We start from the raw sequence: 15,626 nt of genomic DNA, 5'->3' as shown, positions 1-15,626 counted from the left end.
TCAACGCCGTGTCGTGGGGAAGGGTGCCTGTATGACAGAGCTCGGTCTGCCCGAAGAAATTGTGGCCTGCCTCTTCGATCTCGACGGGGTCGTCACCAAGACGGCGGTGGTGCACGCGGCCGCCTGGAAGGAGACGTTCGACGCGTTCCTGCGCGAGCGGGACGGCGCGGACTACCGTCCCTTCGACGCGGTCGCCGACTACGACGAGTACGTCGACGGGCGGCCCCGCGCCGACGGGGTGCGCACCTTCCTCGCCTCCCGGGGCATCGAACTGCCCGAGGGGACCCCCGACGACCCGCCGGACGCGCCGACCGTCAACGGCGTCGGCAACCGCAAGAACCAACTCGTCCTGGAGAAGATCCGCACCGAGGGCGTGGAGGCCTACGACGGCACCCTGCGCTACATCGCGGCGGTGCGGGCAGCGGGCCTGAGGACCGCGATCGTGTCCTCCAGCGCCAACACCGTCGACGTGCTGCGCTCCATCGACGCCGAAGGCCTGTTCGACGTACGCATCGACGGAGTGGTCGCCCGCGAGCGCGGACTCCCCGGCAAGCCGCACCCGGACACCTTCCTCGCCGCCGCCCGCGACCTCGGCGTGGAGGCGGCCCGGGCCACCGTCTTCGAGGACGCCCTGGCCGGCATGGACGCGGGCCGCTCGGGCCGCTTCGGGTACGTGGTCGGCGTCGACCGCGTCGGGCAGAAGGACGCCCTGTACGCGCACGGCGCCGACGTCGTCGTGGAGGACCTCGCCGAACTCCTCGCCCGAAGGGGACCTGCCGGTCAGGGAGGTGCCGCGTGATCACCCACCGTTCCTACGCCGTCGAGCCGTGGACCGTGCGCGAGACGGAGCTGAGCCTGGACGTGCTCGCCCAGAGCGAGTCGGTCTTCGCCCTCTCCAACGGCCACGTCGGCTGGCGGGGCAACCTCGACGAGGGCGAACCGCACGGCCTGCCCGGTTCCTACCTCAACGGCGTCTACGAGGTGCACCCGCTGCCGTACGCGGAGGCCGGCTACGGATATCCCGAGTCCGGCCAGACCGTCATCAACATCACCAACGGCAAGGTGCTGCGGCTGCTCGTCGACGACGAGCCGTTCGACCTGCGCTACGGCCGGCTCGTCTCCCACGAGCGCGTCCTGGACCTGCGCGGCGGGATGATGGAGCGGACCTGTGAATGGATCTCCCCGGCCGGCACCCGTATCCGGGTGCGCTCCACCCGGATGGTCTCGCTCAGCCAGCGCTCCATCGGCGCCATCGCCTACGAGGTGGAGCCGGTCGACTGCTCGGTCCGCGTCGTCATCCAGTCCGAACTCGTCGCCAACGAGCAACTGCCGCAGGCCAACGGCGACCCGCGCGCGGCGATGGCCCTGCAGGCCCCGCTGGAGCCGGAGGAGGACTTCGCCTCCGGCAACCGGCTGCGGCTGGTGCACCGCACCCGGCGCAGCGGGCTGCGCGTGGCGGTGGCCGCCGACCACGTCGTCACCGGCCCCGAGCGCACCACGACCGGCAGCGAGAGCCACCCGGACCTCGCCCGGCTGACGGTCGCCTCCGTCCTGGAACCCGGGCAGAAGCTGCGGGTGGAGAAGCTCGTCGCCCACGGCTGGTCCGGCACCCGTTCGCGGCCCGCGATGAGCGACCAGGTGGACGCCGCCCTCGCCGCCGCCGCGCACGGCGGCTGGACGGCCCTGGCCGAGGAACAGCGGGCGTACCTGGAGGACTTCTGGGCGCGCGCGGACGTCGAGGTGGACGGTGACGAGGAGATCCAGCAGGCCGTGCGGTTCGCCCTCTTCCACGTGCTGCAGGCGGGCGCCCGGGCCGAGGAGAGGGCCATCCCCGCCAAGGGGCTGACCGGTTCGGGCTACGACGGGCACGCCTTCTGGGACACAGAGATGTTCGTGCTGCCGCTGCTGACCTACACCTCGCCGAACGCCGTGGCCGAGGCGCTGCGCTGGCGGCAGAACACCCTGCCCGCCGCCCGGGAGCGCGCCGCCCAGCTGGGGCTGCACGGCGCCGCGTTCCCCTGGCGGACCATCGAGGGCGAGGAGGGCTCGGCGTACTGGCCCGCCGGCACCGCCGCCTTCCACGTGAACGCCGACATCGCGCACGCCGTGGTGCGGTACGTGGCCGCCACGGGCGACACGGACTTCGAACGCGGCACCGGGATGGAACTGCTGGTGGAGACCGCCCGGCTGTGGCGTTCGCTCGGCCACCACGACCACCGGGGCACCTTCCACATCGACGGTGTCACCGGACCCGACGAGTACAGCGCGGTCGCCGACGACAACACGTACACCAACCTGATGGCCCGGGCGAACCTGCGCGCCGCCGCCGACGTCGTCGAGCGCCACCCGAAGGAGGCCGAGCGGCTCGGCGCCGACGACGAGGAGAGCGCCGCCTGGCGGGACGCCGCCGAGTCCATGAACATCCCGTACAACGCGGAACTGCGGGTGCACGAGCAGAGCGCGGGCTTCACCCGCTACCAGCGCTGGGACTTCGCCTCCACCCGCGCCGACCAGTACCCGCTGATGCTGCACTTCCCCTACTTCGACCTCTACCGCAAACAGGTGGTCAAGCAGGCGGACCTGGTGCTGGCCATGTACACCTGCGGCAGCGAGTTCGACGAGGAGCACATCGCCCGCAACTTCGCCTACTACGAGCCGCTGACCGTGCGCGACTCCTCCCTCTCGGCGGCCGTGCAGGCGGTCATCGCCGCGCAGGCGGGCTTCCTGCGCCTCGCCTACGACTACGCGTCCGAGGCGGCCCTGATGGATCTGGAGGACCTGGAGCACAACACCCGCGACGGGCTGCACATCGCGTCGCTGGCCGGCACCTGGATGGCGCTGGTGGCGGGCTTCGGCGGCACCCGGCGGGCCCGCGACACCCTGGAGTTCGCGCCCCGCCTGCCGGAGCGGTTCAGCCGGCTGGCCTTCAGCATGCTGTTCCGGGACCGCCGGCTGCGCGTGGAGTTCACCCAGGAGACCGCCACGTACACCCTGCTGTCCGGACCGCCGCTGACGGTCCGCCACCACGGCGAGGCGGTCCCGCTCCAGCCGGACACGCCCGTCACCCGCCCGGTCCCGCAGCCCCGGCACCTGCCGGCCCCGGACCAGCCCCTGCACCGCAGGCCCGGAGCGCGCTGACCGGGCACGCCGCGCCGCCGATGCCGGTCGCTCGGCCGCCCGGGTTCAGGCGAGGCCGAGCGGCAGGAGGCGCAGCAGGTCGTCGGTGGCGTCGGCGGCGCCGAGGACCGGCAGGGCGCCGAGGGCGAGCACCGCGGCGGCGACCGGCCACAGGGGCGGCGGCGGCGCCGAACGCAGGGCCGCGATCCGGCGGGTGACGGCGCGGTCGGTGAGGGGCAGCGTGCCGGCCGGCCCGGCCGCCCGGCCGGCCGTGAGGGCCGCGCGGGCCAGCGCCCGCGCGGTGGCGGTGCGGTCGCCGACCGCAGCCGCGGCCCGCTCGTCCGCCCAGCGCTCGACGAGGAAGGCGACCGTGGGGCGCACCCGGCCGAGCAGCGGGTCGGCTGCCACAGCCAGCGTCACGGCGGTCACCAGCCGCGCGTGCCGGTGGGTGAGGTGGGCGCGTTCGTGGGCGAGCAGCACCCGGCGCTCCTGGGGCCGCAGCGCGCCGAGCATCGCGGCCGTCACCAGGATCCGGCCGGGGGAGCCGGGGATGGCGAACGCCCGCGGCACGGGCGAGGCGGCCACGATCAGTTCGGTCTCCCCGGGGTGCCCCGCGCACAGCCGCCGCAGCGCCCGGCGGGTGCCGAACTCGCCGCGGACGGCGCGCCCCAGCCGGATGCCGACGGCCACGAGGGCCAGGCAGGCCAGGACCCCGATCACCTCGGGAACCGGCTCCGGCAGGCGGCGGCCGTCCCCGCCGGAGCGCGCGAGGAACGCGGGCGCGTCGCCGGCGAGGGTGAGGGCGAGCAGCGCGAGGGACCAGACGGTCGCGCCCGCGCTCCCCACGGCGGCGGCGGTCAGCACGCGCGCGGCCGGCGCGGGGGCCACCCGGCGGCCGACCGCGGGGCTGATCACCGAGAGCAGCACGGACAGTGCCGGGGGGATGTAGACGTCGATCCTCATGCGGGTCCTCCCGCCAGCAGCTCGCGCAGGGCCCGCTCCTCCTCGGCGCTCAGCCCGGTCACGAACTGCTGCAGCGCCGCGATCGGATCGGGACCGCGGTCCAGGGCCTCGTGCATGGCCTGGGCGGTCAGCTCGGCGGCGTTCTTCGCCGGCCGGTAGGCGCCCCGCCGCCCGTCGACCTCCCGCAGCACCAGCCCCTTGTCCCAGAGCCGTTTGAGGATGGTGTGCACGGTGTTGTAGGCCAGGTCGCCACCGATCTCCAGCTGGATCTCGGCCGGGGTCAGCGGGCGCTCCGTGGACCACAGTGCGGCGAGGACCTCGCTCTCCAACTCGCCCGGACTGCGCCGTTCCGTCCTGCCGTGAGGCCCTCTGCCAGCCATGCCCTCAACCTTACAGCGCGTAGGGATGTCGGGTGTCCGGCGGTGTCCCGCCCGGCGAAGCGCCCCGAGCCGGGTTAGCTTGTCCTTGGTCCTCGACCTGTCCGTGAACCGCAGATCCGAACACTTTCCTCATCTTTTGGGCTTTTCCATACGAGTTCGCCGATTCTTTCCGTGATGTTTTCCCGACGATTCCCTGACGTCCTGCCCGACTCCCGCACCCGTCCCGCACACTGTGGAGTCAGAAACCCTACCGTGCGTAGGGATGAGGGGTGGAGATGGCCGACAACACGCACGCCATACTCGCCGGATACCGGCGTCCCGCACCGAGGGCGGGTGACGGCCGGGCGCGCCGCCGGGGCGACCCACCGGTCGCGGCGGTGGCCGCCGCCTTCACCCTCGCCCAACTGCTCCTGGTACGCCCCGCGATGGGCCTCGGCTGGGACGAGACCGTCTACGTCAGCCAGGTCAGCCCGCACGCACCGGCCGCCTTCTTCAGCGCCCCCCGGGCCCGCGGCGTCTCCCTGCTGGTCGCCCCCGTCGCCTCCTGGTCGTCCTCCACCGTGCTGCTGCGCGTCTTCCTCGCCCTGCTGTCGGGCCTCGCGCTGTACCTGGCCCTGCGGGTGTGGCGCGACCACTTCCCCGCCCGCGTCCGCGCCCTCGCCGGCGCCCTCTTCGCCTCCCTGTGGGTGACTCTCTTCTACGGCCCGCAGGCCATGCCCAACTACTGGGTCGCCGTCGGCGCGCTCGCCTGCGCGGGCTGCTTCGTGCGCGCCCGCGCCGACCCGCAGGACCGCGCCGCCCTCGCGGGCCTGGCCGGCACCGCCGCCCTCATGGCGCTGATGCGTCCCATGGACGCGGTCTGGGCGGTGCTCCCGCTGCTGGCCCTCGCGCTGCCCGGCCGCCACTTCAAGCCGCTCATCGCCCTCCTGGCCGGACTGGCCGCGGGCTCCGCCGAGTGGATCGCCGAGGCCTACGCCGACTACGGCGGCCCGCTGCGGCGGCTCGCCGACGGCTCCGCCATCCAGGGCGGCCTCGGCTGGCACTTCGCAGTGACCGACCAGCTGCGCAGCCTGGGCGGCCGGACCCTGTGCCGCCCGTGCACCGGAGCGCTGCCGAACCCCCTGGTCACGGCCTGGTGGTACGCCCTGCCGGTCCTCGCCCTCCTTGGGCTGCTGTGCGCCCGGCGCGCCCGGCGCAGCGGTCCCACGCTGGTGGCGCCGGCCTGCGCCGCCACGGCGGCCTTCCCCTACCTGTTCCTGATCGGATACGCCGCGCCCCGCTTCCTCCTGCCCGCCTACGCCCTCCTCGCCCTCCCGGTCGCCGACGCCGTCGCCCACCTCGTCACCACGCCACAGGGCCACTGGCGGCCGGTCGCCCTGAGCGTCGCCGTCCTGGCCCTGGCCGTGCACCTCGCCGTCCAGTACGCGGTCCTCGACCACACCGTCACCCGCACCACCGACGACCGCCGCGCCTGGAACCGCACCGCCGCGGCCCTGCACGGCCTCGGCGTCCGCCCGCCCTGCCTGCTCACCGGGGAGGAGGCCCTCCCCATCGCCTTCTACGCCGGCTGCGGATCCGCGGCGACGGACGGCCCCAACGCCAACTCCACACGCACCGCCATCGAGGAGACCGCACGGCGCATCCCGGTCGCCACGCTCGCCCCCGCGGGCGCCTCCCCGCCCGCCTACGCCCGCGGCTGGCCCGTCCACCGGCTCGGCGACCTGCTCCTGTACGTCGCGCCGACGGCGCAGAAGGGCCCCGCCACATGACCTCCCCGCTGCTCACCCGTCCCGCCGTCCTGCGCCGCCGGACCTGGTGGCACACCGGGGTCATGCTCGCGGTCCTGCTGTGCGCCGCCTACCTCGGGCAACGGCACTGGCCCGTGGTCGAGTCCGGCGCCGACAGGCTCGCCGTCGCCGACCAGGGCTGGCTGCTGGTGGGCGCGAGCGCGGCCATGGCCACCTGGGGGTGCGCGGCCCTGGCCCAGCAGGGAGCCGTGGCCGAACGGCTGCCCCGCACCCGGCTCGTCGCCGCCCAGTTCGCCGCCTCTGCCGCCAACCACGTCCTGCCCGCGGGCCTGGGCGCGGGCGCCGTCAACCTGCGCTTCCTCATGCGCTTCGGGCTGCCCGCCGCACGTGCGGCCGGCGCCCTCGCGGTCAAGGCCGCCGCGGGCGCGCTGGCCCGGTCAGCCCTGATCGCCGTCCTCGCCGCGGCCTGCCCGGGGGTGCTGCGCCTCCCGCACGTCCCCGTCACGGCGGTGGCCGGCGTCCTGGCCGTTCTCGTCCTGGTCGCGGTGGTGCTGCGCGGCCCGCTGCGGTCCCGGTGCGCCCGCGTGGCCGCGACGGTGGGCGCGGACATCCGGGCCGTGCACTCCCGGCCCCAGCGGGCCGCCGCGCTGTGGGGCGGCTCGCTCGCCTTCGCCGCCGCGCACTCCCTCGTCCTGATCGCCGTCGTCGAGGCCGTAGGGCTGCCCCTGCCCCCGGCCCGGGTGGCACTCCTCTACCTCGCCGCGAGCAGCGCCGCCGCCCTGCTTCCCACGCCCGGCGGACTGGGCTCCCTGGACGCCGCGCTCGCCTTCGCCCTGACCACCTCGGGCGCCCCGGCCGCGGCGGCGGCCTCCGCCGTCCTCGGCTACCGGCTCCTGACGGTCTGGCTGCCCCTGGTGCCGGGCCTGCTGGTGCTGGGCGTCCTGATCCGCCGCCGGGCGGTGTGAGGCCGGGCGAGTGCGGCGGGCGGGGGCGGGGGAGTGTGGTGCCGGGTGAGTGCGGCGGGCGGCGGCGGGGTGTGGTGCCCGGTGAGCGCGGGCGGTCGTGATGTGTGGGTTCGTCGCCCGGCAGCCCACGCCCGACTCACGCCGCGTGCGAGCGCCCCGCCCCGCCCGAAGGCTCCTGCGGCACGGCCTCCGCCGCCGTCCGGCCCGCGGCGCGCGTCGTCAGCGCGGCGACGAAGCGCGGGGGCAGCCACTTGACGGCCGCGCACAGGCACACGCCAAGCCAGCCCACGGCGAACAACCAGCCGCCGACGACGTCGGTGAACCAGTGCACCCCGAGATAGACCCGGGTCAGCCCCACGAGCGCGCCCCAGCAGCCGACGGCCAGGCACAGCGCCGTCCGGCCGCGCGGAGCGCGCAGGAGTATCGCGAGGACCACCAGGCCGGCGGTCACCGCCGACGTGGTCGTGTGCCCGGACGGGAAGGACCAGCCCGAGGCGTGCGTCGCCCAGTCCTGGTGCGGCGGACGCGGACGGGCGACCAGCTCCATCACCCCCTGGCGCGCGGCCTGCCCCACGGCCAGGCAGAAGACGCCGACGGCCGCCGCGGCCGTACGCTGCCGCGCCGTGCGGCCCAGGAGCGTCCCGGCGGCCAGCGCGACCAGCACGTACGGGACGACGCCCGTGCCCGTGGCGGTCAGCCCCCGCGCCACGGCCACCACCACCTCGGGACGGTGGCCGACCGACCAGGACAGCAGCGTCTGGTCCACCCCCAGCGGCGCGCCGTGCCCGCCCGCGGCGACCAGGGCGACCACGGTGAACGCGGCCCAGGCACCGAGCGCCGCACTGCCCGCGAAGTCCGCGGTGTCCCGGTGCCTCATGAGACCAGCAAGGGGCGCAGCCGGGTCGCCGCGATCCGCCGGGCCAGCTCTTGCGGACGGCGTACCAGCACCTTCATCACCACGAAGGCCACCAGCGCGCCGGCGGCGAGCCCGGCCAGCACGTCGTGCGGGTAGTGGGCACCGACCCAGACCCGGGAGAGTGCCATCGCGACGGCGGCCACCACGGCGATCACCCCGAGACGGCGCGACACGAAGAAGAGTGCCACCGCCGCCGCGGCGGCGATCGCCGCGTGGTTGCTGGGGAAGGACCAGTCGGTGGGCGCGGGACAGGCCTCCAGGGTGACCGCGTGCAGGGTCCGGCAGGGCCGCACCTCGTGCACGGCGAGCTTCACGAGCGAGTTCACCACGTAGGCGAGGACGACGACGACCGGCACCGCCAGTGCCGTCACGGCGGACGCGGCGTCCACGCGGCGCGCCCGCCACCAGCCCGCCGCCATCAGCACGGCGAACACCGCGAGCCCGTACGCCGACCACACCGAGACCGTGTCGTCGAACCACGCGGGGGAGCGGCGGGCCAGGTCCACCACGTCGGTGTAGAGCGAGCCGTCGACCGACGCGCCCGACAGGGCGAGCATCATCCGCGCGCCTCCCTGGTCTTCGCGGCGCGCCGGGAGCGCAGCACCTCGGCGGCGAGCGGGATCAGCGACACCACCACGATCAGCGCGATCACCGGGAGCAGGTACTTGTCGATGTTCGGCACCGACGAACCGAGCGCGTACCCCGCGAGGGTCAGGCCGAGGCTCCACACGAGACCGCCGGCCACCTGCCACAGCGTGAACGTCCGCACGGGCACGCCCAGCGCGCCGGCCATCGGGTTGAGCACGGTCCGCACCACCGGCACGAAGCGGGCCAGCACGATGGCCTTGGCGAACCCGTACCGCTCCAGGAGTTCCTCGGCGCGCCGGGCGCCCTCGTGCAGCCTGGACGAGCGACTGCGGGCGAGCAGGGCGCCCCCGGCCTTGCGGCCCAGCAGGTAGCCGCACTGCGACCCCGCGAGCGCGCCCACGGCGGCGGCGAGCAGCAGCGGGGCCAGCGACAGCCGCACCCCCCGGTCGGCGGTGCCCGTGCACAGCAGCCCCGCGGTGAACAGCAGCGAGTCGCCCGGGAGGAAGAAACCGACGAGCAGTCCCGTCTCGGCGAACATCACCACCCCGACACCCAGCACGCCGAAGGCGGCCAGCAGCGACTGGGCGTCCAGCACGTTGACAGCGAGCTGTGACGACAGGAGCGGGGGTGCGATCATCGGCGCGGGCTCTTTCCGTCGGGGGAGGGCGGGACCGCGGGCACGCGTGGGGCGCCCGGGGCGGCGGCCGGGAGTGACTACAAATCTGTAGACCGTCTACTGCACTGTAGACGAAAACGACCGGGGCGGCGTTCCCGTGATCGTCCGGGCGGGTGAACCGGCGTGGAGGCCGGGTGAATCGGGCATCGAGGCCGGACGCGTCGGCGTCGAGGCCGGACGCATGGGCGCAGGCCGGGTGGCGGGGCCCGTGGATCGCCCTCGGTCCGTTGCGGTTTTGCCTTGCCATTGCCGCCCCATGACCTTTTGACTACATGCGTGTAGTCATGATGGGGTCCGAAGTAAGGCATGCCTTCGCTAACTCGGTCCCACCGTGGCCGGGGCGGTGTGCCGGGGAGGGCCGCACGGCATGTGGGACGACGCGTTTCCGAGCTTCCTGATCGGACTGCGGGAGGGACTCGAAGGCGGACTCATCGTCTCCATCCTGGTCGCGACCCTGGTCCGGGCCGGTGCCAGGTCCCGGCTGCCGCAGGTGTGGACCGGCGTCCTGGCGGCCGTCGCGCTCGCGCTCGGCTTCGGCGCCGTCCTCACCTTCACGGCTGCCTCCCTCTCGGCGACGGCGCAGGAGGCGTTCGGCGGCGCGCTCAGCGTGGTGGCCGTCGCCTTCGTCACGGCGATGGTCTTCTGGATGCGCCGTTCGGCCCGCAGCCTCTCCGGTGAGATCAAGCAGAAGGTGACCGGCGCGCTCGCCATGGGCGCGGGCATGCTGATCCTCACCTCCTTCCTCGCCGTGGGCCGCGAGGGCCTGGAGACGGCCCTGTTCCTGTGGACCACCGCACGCGCGGCCGGTGAGTCCGCCGGTCCGCTGGCCGGCGCCGGGATCGGACTCGTCCTGGCGGCCTGCCTGTGCTGGGGCCTGTACCGGCGGGTCCTGAAGATCAACCTCACCAAGTTCTTCACCGCGACCGGCGCCGTCCTGATCGTGATCGCCGCCGGCGTCCTCGGCTACGGCCTGCGCGACCTCCAGGAGGGCGGTGTCCTGCCCGGCTCCACCGCCTACGCCGTCGACCTGAGCGGCGGCATCGACGCGAGTTCCTGGTACGCCACCCTGGTCCAGGGCGTCCTCAACCTGACCCCGACGATGACCTGGGTCCAGGTCGTCGCCTACGTCGGCTACCTCGCCGTGGTGATGACCCTCTTCGTGCGGGGCGTACGCGCGAGCGGTGCGGGTGCGGGCAGCGCCCCGGCGAGCAGCCCGAAGCCGGCCGCCGCCGTCGCGCCGGCCGCGCCCTCCGCCGACCTCCCTGCCGCGCCCGCCGACCCGGCTGCCGCCACGTCCGACCGGGGGCCCGTGACGGGGACCCGCCCGGCACATTCGTCCGAGTCCGAGTCCGAGTCCGAGTCCGAGCCCAGCCCCCAGCCCGGGTCCGAGCCCGGGTCCGGTTCCGGGTCGGCCGCGCCCGCCGCCCCCGTGCGGCGCCGTCGCCCCGCCTGGGTCGTCCCGGTGGCCGTCGTCGCCGTGCCCGCGGTCGTGGCGGGACTCGTCGTGGCCCTCGGCCGGCCCAAGCCCGCCGGTGCGCAGACCGTCGCCGTCTCCGAGACGGAGTGCGGCAACGGCTTCACCGCACCGCGGACGGGCCGGCAGACCTTCCAGATGCACAACACCGGCTCGAAGACCTCCGAGGTCTACCTGATCGACCCGGCCAGCAACGCCGTCTACGGCGAGATCGAGGGGCTGGCCCCCGGCACCACCCGCGACCTGGTCGCCACCGTCGCGGGCGGCAGCTACGCCTGGCGCTGTGTGCCCACCGGCGGCAAGGCGGTCACCTCCAAGGCCGTGCGGGTGAGCGGCGGCGCGGGGGCCAAGGCGGTCGTCCCCGTCTCCGAGCAGGACCTGGCGGGCCCGCTCCGGCAGTACCGGCACTACGTCGACGCCGGCCTGGCCACCCTGGTCACCCAGACCGCCCGGCTGAACGACGACATCCAGGGCGGCCACCTGGACGCGGCCCGCGCCGACTGGCTGACCGCCCACCGCACGTACTCCTCCCTCGGCGCCGCCTACGGCACCTTCGAGGACTTCGACAAGAAGATCGACGGCAGGCCGGACGGCCTCGCGGGCGGCGTCGCGGACAAGGACTTCACCGGCTTCCACCGCATCGAGTACGGCCTGTGGCACGGGCAGGACGCCGGCCTGCTCAAGGCACCGGCCCGGCTGCTCGCCGCCGACGCGGCAGGCCTGCGCAAGGCCTTCCCCGGCCAGGACTTCGACCCCGGCGACCTGCCGCTGCGCGCCCACGAGATCCTCGAGAACACCCTCCAGTTCGAGCTGACCGGCGACGCGGACCAGGGCAGCGGCACCGAGCTGGCCACGACCGACGCCAACCTCACCGGCACCGGCGAGCTGCTCACCGTACTGAAGCCGCTGCTGACCAGCCGCGCCCCGCACCTGCTGCCCACCGTCGAGCGGGACACCGCCCGGCTGCGCGCGCTGCTCGACGCGGCGCACCACGGCGACACCTGGACCCCGCTCGACCGGCTCGACGCCGCCGGCCGGGCCCGCCTGGACGGGGCCACCGGGCAGCTCCTGGAAGACCTCGCCCCCGTGCCGGACCTGCTGGAGATCCGCAAGTCCGCCTGACGCCCCACCGCGCGCCGTGCACCATCCCCCGAACCGTCCCGAGCCGACCCCGGTCCACACCGAAGGGAACCCCTCCATGCCGTCCGCCGCCACGCCCACCCCGCCGGGCGGCTGCCCCGCCGGTCACGGCCGCCGCACCTTCGTCCGGACGGCCCTCGGAGCCGGGGCCGCCGGCGCGGTCCTGGCCGGCGGCGGGCTCGCGCTGAGCCAGACCGGCACCGGCCAGGCGCATGCCGCGGACGGCTCCGAGCCGACGCGGATCCCCTTCCACGGCGCCCACCAGGCCGGGGTCGTCACCCCCGCGCAGGCCGCCGCCGCCTTCGTCTCCTTCGACGTCATCGCCGACGACCGCCGGGAACTGGCGGACCTGTTCAGGACTCTCACCGAGCGGGCCCGTTTCCTCACCGCGGGCGGCGCCCCCACGGACCTCGGCGTCGGCGCCCCGCCCTCCGACAGCGGCATCCTCGGCCCCGAGGTCCCCGCCGACGCCCTCACCGTGACCGTCGGCGTCGGGGCCTCCCTCTTCGACGACCGCTACGGCCTCGCCAAGGCCAGGCCGCGCCGGCTCACCGCGATGCGCACCTTCCCCAACGACAACCTCAGGGCCGCCGAGTGCCACGGCGACCTGTCCCTGCAGATCTGCGCGAACCGCCAGGACACCGTGCTGCACGCGCTGCGCGACATCGCCCGGCACACGCGCGGCGCCCTCCAGATCAAGTGGCGCATCGACGGTTTCCAGAACACCCCGCGCCCCACCGGAACGCAGCGCAACCTGCTCGGCTTCAAGGACGGCATCGCCAACCCGGACGTGACCTCCGCCCGGGAGACGGACCGGCTGATCTGGGTGGGCGAGGGCCAGGGCGAGCCCGCCTGGGCGACCGGGGGCAGCTACCAGGTCATCCGGATCATCCGCATGCTCGTGGAGTTCTGGGACCGGGTGTCGCTGACCGAGCAGGAGAAGATGTTCGGCCGCCGCAAGGACACCGGCGCCCCGCTGGACGGCGCCCAGGAGAGCGACGTCCCGAACTACGCCAAGGACCCGCACGGCACGGCGATCCCGCTGGACTCCCACATCCGGCTCGCCAACCCGCGCACCGCCGCGACCGACGCCTCCCGCCTGCTGCGCCGCGGCTACAACTACGACCGGGGCGTCGACAACGTCGGCAACCTCGACATGGGCCTGGTCTTCTGCTGCTACCAGCAGGACGTGGTCCGCCAGTTCGAGGCCACCCAGACCCGGCTGATCGACGAGCCCCTCGTCGACTACATCTCGCCGACCGGCGGCGGCTACTTCTACGTCCTGCCGGGCGTACGCGACTCCGCCGACTGGCTCGGCCGCGGCCTGCTGGCGGCCTGACCGCGCCGCACCGCTCTGACCGCGCCGCACCGCTCTGACCGCGCCGCACCGCCCTGATCCGCCCGACCACCCGACCGGCCGCTCCACGAACCCGACCTGTCCGGCCTGCCCGACCGGCCTGACCTGCCCCCACCGGCCTGACCTGCCCGGTCGCGGCCTACCGTGGCGCGGGCCGGGGCCGTGCCGGACTTTCCCCTCCCATGGTCAAGACCAATCACGGCCTTTACTGCACATCATGCGCAGATGGGAGAGCATGGCAGAAGGCTGCCCCGGCGCGGCCTTTCGCACCATCCACCGAAGGAAAGCCCCTCCCATGACGGCCGCCCCTGGTCCCACTCCGCTCCTCCCCGCCACGGCCGAGGCCAAGCGTTCGCCCTGGCACCGCGTCCGCACCTCCATGACGCGGCAGGAGTGGACCAGGGTCGGCGGCATGGCCGCCTTCGTGCTCGCCCTGCACGTCATCGGCTGGTTCACCCTCGTGTGGATCGTGGCGCCGGAGCACTACAGCATCGGCACCAAGTCCTTCGGCATCGGCATCGGCGTCACCGCCTACACGCTCGGCATGCGGCACGCCTTCGACGCCGACCACATCGCCGCCATCGACAACACCACCCGCAAGCTGATGAACGAGGGGCAGCGGCCCCTGTCGGTCGGCTTCTGGTTCTCCCTCGGCCACTCCAGCATCGTCTTCGGCCTGGCGTTCCTGCTCTCCCTGGGCGTCAGGGCGCTGGCGGGCCCCGTCCGCGACGACAACTCCCAGCTGCACGACGTCACCGGCCTGATCGGCACGACCGTCTCCGGCACCTTCCTCTACGTCATCGCCGCCATCAACCTGGTGATCCTGGCCGGCATCTGGAAGGTGTTCCGGCAGATGCGCTCGGGGCACTTCGACGAGGCCGCCCTGGAACAGCAGCTGAACAGCCGCGGGTTCATGAACCGCATCCTCGGCCGGGTCATGAAGTCGATCACCAAGCCCTGGCAGATGTACCCGCTGGGCCTGCTCTTCGGACTCGGCTTCGACACGGCCACCGAGATCGCGCTGCTGGTGCTGGCGGGTTCCGGCGCCGCCTCCGGGCTGCCCTGGTACGCCATCCTGTGCCTGCCCGTGCTGTTCGCGGCGGGCATGTCGCTGCTGGACACGATCGACGGCTCGTTCATGAACTTCGCCTACGGCTGGGCGTTCTCCAAGCCCGTCCGCAAGGTCTACTACAACCTCACCATCACCGGCCTGTCCGTGGCGGTCGCCCTGATCATCGGCACCGTCGAACTGCTCGGCCTGCTCGCCGAGAAGCTCGCACTGCACGGCTTCTTCTGGGACTGGGTCGCGGGCCTGGACCTCAACGTCATCGGCTTCGTCATCGTCGGACTGTTCTTCGTCACCTGGGTGCTCGCCCTGGTGGTCTGGAAGGCCGGCCGCATCGAGGAGAAGTGGACGGCCGGCCTGGCCGCGTCCACGGAGTCCACCCCGAGTGATCACGAGGCCCCGGGTACGCGTGTGACCCGGTGAACCGGCGGCAGCGGGATTGGAGCGCGCGCGGCGGGAAACGCGGAGCACGACACCGCGACCCCGAGCCGCCGAGAAGGAGGCATCCGTGAGCACCGATCCGATGGCCGACGACGCCTACCAGCCCACCGGGAGCAACGAGGAGCAGGAGGACGCCGCGCCGCTGGACATGCAGGACGCGATCGGCGAGCGGACCTACGACGACACCCTCGACGAGGGCTACTCGCCGCCGGAGAAGCCGCTCGGCGTCGACAAGTACGGCACCACGGCGGCCGAACAGCACGAAGGTGAGAGCCTCGAACGGCGGCTGGCCCAGGAACGGCCCGACGCGGGGGAGACCGACGGCGACGACGTGGGCGACCTGCCCGGCGGCGAGGGTGAACCGGTCGACCCGGAGGCCGGGGACGCGCGCGCCGGGCGCCTGGTCGCCCCGGACGAGGGCGCGCACACCGACACCACCAAGGAGGAGGTGGCCTTCGACGCGGGCATCGACGGCGGGGCCGCGGGCGCCGAGGAGGCCGCCGTGCACGTCGTCGAAGACGACAGCACCCTGCCCGGCGAGGACTCGCGGCGCTGACGGCACCCGCCGCCGGCCATCGGCCCCCGAGCCGGTCGAGCTGCCGCAGCACAACTCGGGCACGGGCCGGACCCGTGGGACCCGTGCGGAGGCCGCCGGCACCGTGACCCGCCGGGAAGGCCCGTGCCACGGGGAACGGGGCGGGGGCCGGGGCCCCCGGCCCCCGCCCCCCCGGCTGGTGTTTGGGGGTGGCCTCGCGGTGCGGCCCCCCCACGCCGGCGCCGCACACGGGGCACGAG

13 protein-coding genes are annotated in these 15,626 nt (G+C 74.3%); 8 read left to right on the top strand and 5 right to left on the bottom strand.

Annotated features, from left to right (window positions below):
* Positions 1-31: 31 nt before the first annotated feature.
* Complete coding sequence (locus ACFC02_RS22550; protein WP_376360071.1) at positions 32-799, top strand: HAD family hydrolase; 768 nt, start codon at positions 32-34, stop codon at positions 797-799.
* Positions 796-3,138, top strand: coding sequence for a glycoside hydrolase family 65 protein (locus ACFC02_RS22545; protein WP_376360068.1), 2,343 nt, complete (start codon positions 796-798; stop codon positions 3,136-3,138). The genes ACFC02_RS22550 and ACFC02_RS22545 overlap by 4 nt, the downstream gene beginning before the upstream one ends.
* Before the next feature lie 45 nt (positions 3,139-3,183).
* Here the strand turns inward: ACFC02_RS22545 and ACFC02_RS22540 are convergent, their stop codons facing one another.
* Together ACFC02_RS22540 and ACFC02_RS22535 are read right to left on the bottom strand one after the other, a co-directional pair.
* Positions 3,184-4,080 (bottom strand): M48 family metalloprotease, encoded by an 897-nt coding sequence (locus ACFC02_RS22540; protein WP_376360065.1) that lies wholly within the window; start codon positions 4,078-4,080, stop codon positions 3,184-3,186.
* The gene (locus ACFC02_RS22535) at positions 4,077-4,460 is read right to left on the bottom strand and encodes a BlaI/MecI/CopY family transcriptional regulator (protein WP_360961646.1); all 384 of its coding nucleotides are present in this window, start codon (positions 4,458-4,460) and stop codon (positions 4,077-4,079) included. Before ACFC02_RS22535 ends, ACFC02_RS22540 begins: the two co-directional genes overlap by 4 nt.
* A gap of 275 nt (positions 4,461-4,735) precedes the next feature.
* On the opposite strand from ACFC02_RS22535, the gene ACFC02_RS22530 reads away from it, so the two are divergent.
* Positions 4,736-6,229: a hypothetical protein gene (locus tag ACFC02_RS22530; RefSeq protein WP_376360061.1), complete on the top strand. Its 1,494-nt coding sequence runs from the start codon at positions 4,736-4,738 to the stop codon at positions 6,227-6,229.
* Positions 6,226-7,173, top strand: a complete 948-nt coding sequence (locus ACFC02_RS22525) for a lysylphosphatidylglycerol synthase domain-containing protein (RefSeq protein ID WP_376360058.1) — start codon at positions 6,226-6,228, stop codon at positions 7,171-7,173. Before ACFC02_RS22530 ends, ACFC02_RS22525 begins: the two co-directional genes overlap by 4 nt.
* A 136-nt stretch (positions 7,174-7,309) precedes the next feature.
* Here the strand turns inward: ACFC02_RS22525 and ACFC02_RS22520 are convergent, their stop codons facing one another.
* From ACFC02_RS22520 to ACFC02_RS22510, 3 genes are read right to left on the bottom strand one after another with little or no spacing between them, the layout of a single operon-like run.
* Positions 7,310-8,050, bottom strand: coding sequence for a phosphatase PAP2 family protein (locus ACFC02_RS22520; RefSeq protein ID WP_376360055.1), 741 nt, complete (start codon positions 8,048-8,050; stop codon positions 7,310-7,312).
* The gene (locus tag ACFC02_RS22515) at positions 8,047-8,649 is read right to left on the bottom strand and encodes a phosphatase PAP2 family protein (protein WP_376360052.1); all 603 of its coding nucleotides are present in this window, start codon (positions 8,647-8,649) and stop codon (positions 8,047-8,049) included. Before ACFC02_RS22515 ends, ACFC02_RS22520 begins: the two co-directional genes overlap by 4 nt.
* Positions 8,646-9,314 (bottom strand): DedA family protein, encoded by a 669-nt coding sequence (locus ACFC02_RS22510; protein WP_376360049.1) that lies wholly within the window; start codon positions 9,312-9,314, stop codon positions 8,646-8,648. Before ACFC02_RS22510 ends, ACFC02_RS22515 begins: the two co-directional genes overlap by 4 nt.
* A gap of 406 nt (positions 9,315-9,720) precedes the next feature.
* On the opposite strand from ACFC02_RS22510, the gene efeU reads away from it, so the two are divergent.
* From efeU to ACFC02_RS22490, 4 genes are all read left to right on the top strand, one after another.
* On the top strand, positions 9,721-11,949 hold the full coding sequence (gene efeU, locus ACFC02_RS22505) for an iron uptake transporter permease EfeU (RefSeq protein ID WP_376360046.1): 2,229 nt from the start codon (positions 9,721-9,723) through the stop codon (positions 11,947-11,949).
* A 76-nt stretch (positions 11,950-12,025) separates the two neighbouring features.
* Positions 12,026-13,306, top strand: a complete 1,281-nt coding sequence (efeB, locus tag ACFC02_RS22500) for an iron uptake transporter deferrochelatase/peroxidase subunit (protein ID WP_376360043.1) — start codon at positions 12,026-12,028, stop codon at positions 13,304-13,306.
* Positions 13,307-13,619: 313 nt separating this feature from the next.
* Positions 13,620-14,813 carry a HoxN/HupN/NixA family nickel/cobalt transporter gene (locus ACFC02_RS22495; protein ID WP_376360040.1) on the top strand — a complete coding sequence of 398 codons (1,194 nt, stop codon included), beginning with the start codon at positions 13,620-13,622 and terminating at the stop codon, positions 14,811-14,813.
* 85 nt (positions 14,814-14,898) lie between these two features.
* A complete protein-coding gene (locus ACFC02_RS22490) occupies positions 14,899-15,387 on the top strand; it encodes a DUF5709 domain-containing protein (RefSeq protein ID WP_376360037.1) in 489 nt (162 codons plus the stop codon).
* Positions 15,388-15,626 lie beyond the last annotated feature (239 nt).

This window comes from Streptomyces sp. NPDC056160 (assembly GCF_042268205.1).
Classification (GTDB): domain Bacteria; phylum Actinomycetota; class Actinomycetes; order Streptomycetales; family Streptomycetaceae; genus Streptomyces.
Note: the sequence above shows the minus strand (reverse complement) of the source record. Positions and strands in the feature narration are given on the sequence as shown.

What these genes read in the sequence shown, in the direction of transcription:
- ACFC02_RS22550 (WP_376360071.1), top strand. Translation starts at nt 32, where the DNA reads ATGACAGAGCTCGGTCTGCCCGAAGAAATTGTGGCCTGCCTCTTCGAT.
- ACFC02_RS22540 (WP_376360065.1), bottom strand. Translation starts at nt 4,080, where the DNA reads ATGAGGATCGACGTCTACATCCCCCCGGCACTGTCCGTGCTGCTCTCG.
- ACFC02_RS22535 (WP_360961646.1), bottom strand. Translation starts at nt 4,460, where the DNA reads ATGGCTGGCAGAGGGCCTCACGGCAGGACGGAACGGCGCAGTCCGGGC.
- ACFC02_RS22530 (WP_376360061.1), top strand. Translation starts at nt 4,736, where the DNA reads ATGGCCGACAACACGCACGCCATACTCGCCGGATACCGGCGTCCCGCA.
- ACFC02_RS22525 (WP_376360058.1), top strand. Translation starts at nt 6,226, where the DNA reads ATGACCTCCCCGCTGCTCACCCGTCCCGCCGTCCTGCGCCGCCGGACC.
- ACFC02_RS22520 (WP_376360055.1), bottom strand. Translation starts at nt 8,050, where the DNA reads ATGAGGCACCGGGACACCGCGGACTTCGCGGGCAGTGCGGCGCTCGGT.
- ACFC02_RS22515 (WP_376360052.1), bottom strand. Translation starts at nt 8,649, where the DNA reads ATGATGCTCGCCCTGTCGGGCGCGTCGGTCGACGGCTCGCTCTACACC.
- ACFC02_RS22510 (WP_376360049.1), bottom strand. Translation starts at nt 9,314, where the DNA reads ATGATCGCACCCCCGCTCCTGTCGTCACAGCTCGCTGTCAACGTGCTG.
- efeU (WP_376360046.1), top strand. Translation starts at nt 9,721, where the DNA reads ATGTGGGACGACGCGTTTCCGAGCTTCCTGATCGGACTGCGGGAGGGA.
- efeB (WP_376360043.1), top strand. Translation starts at nt 12,026, where the DNA reads ATGCCGTCCGCCGCCACGCCCACCCCGCCGGGCGGCTGCCCCGCCGGT.
- ACFC02_RS22495 (WP_376360040.1), top strand. Translation starts at nt 13,620, where the DNA reads ATGACGGCCGCCCCTGGTCCCACTCCGCTCCTCCCCGCCACGGCCGAG.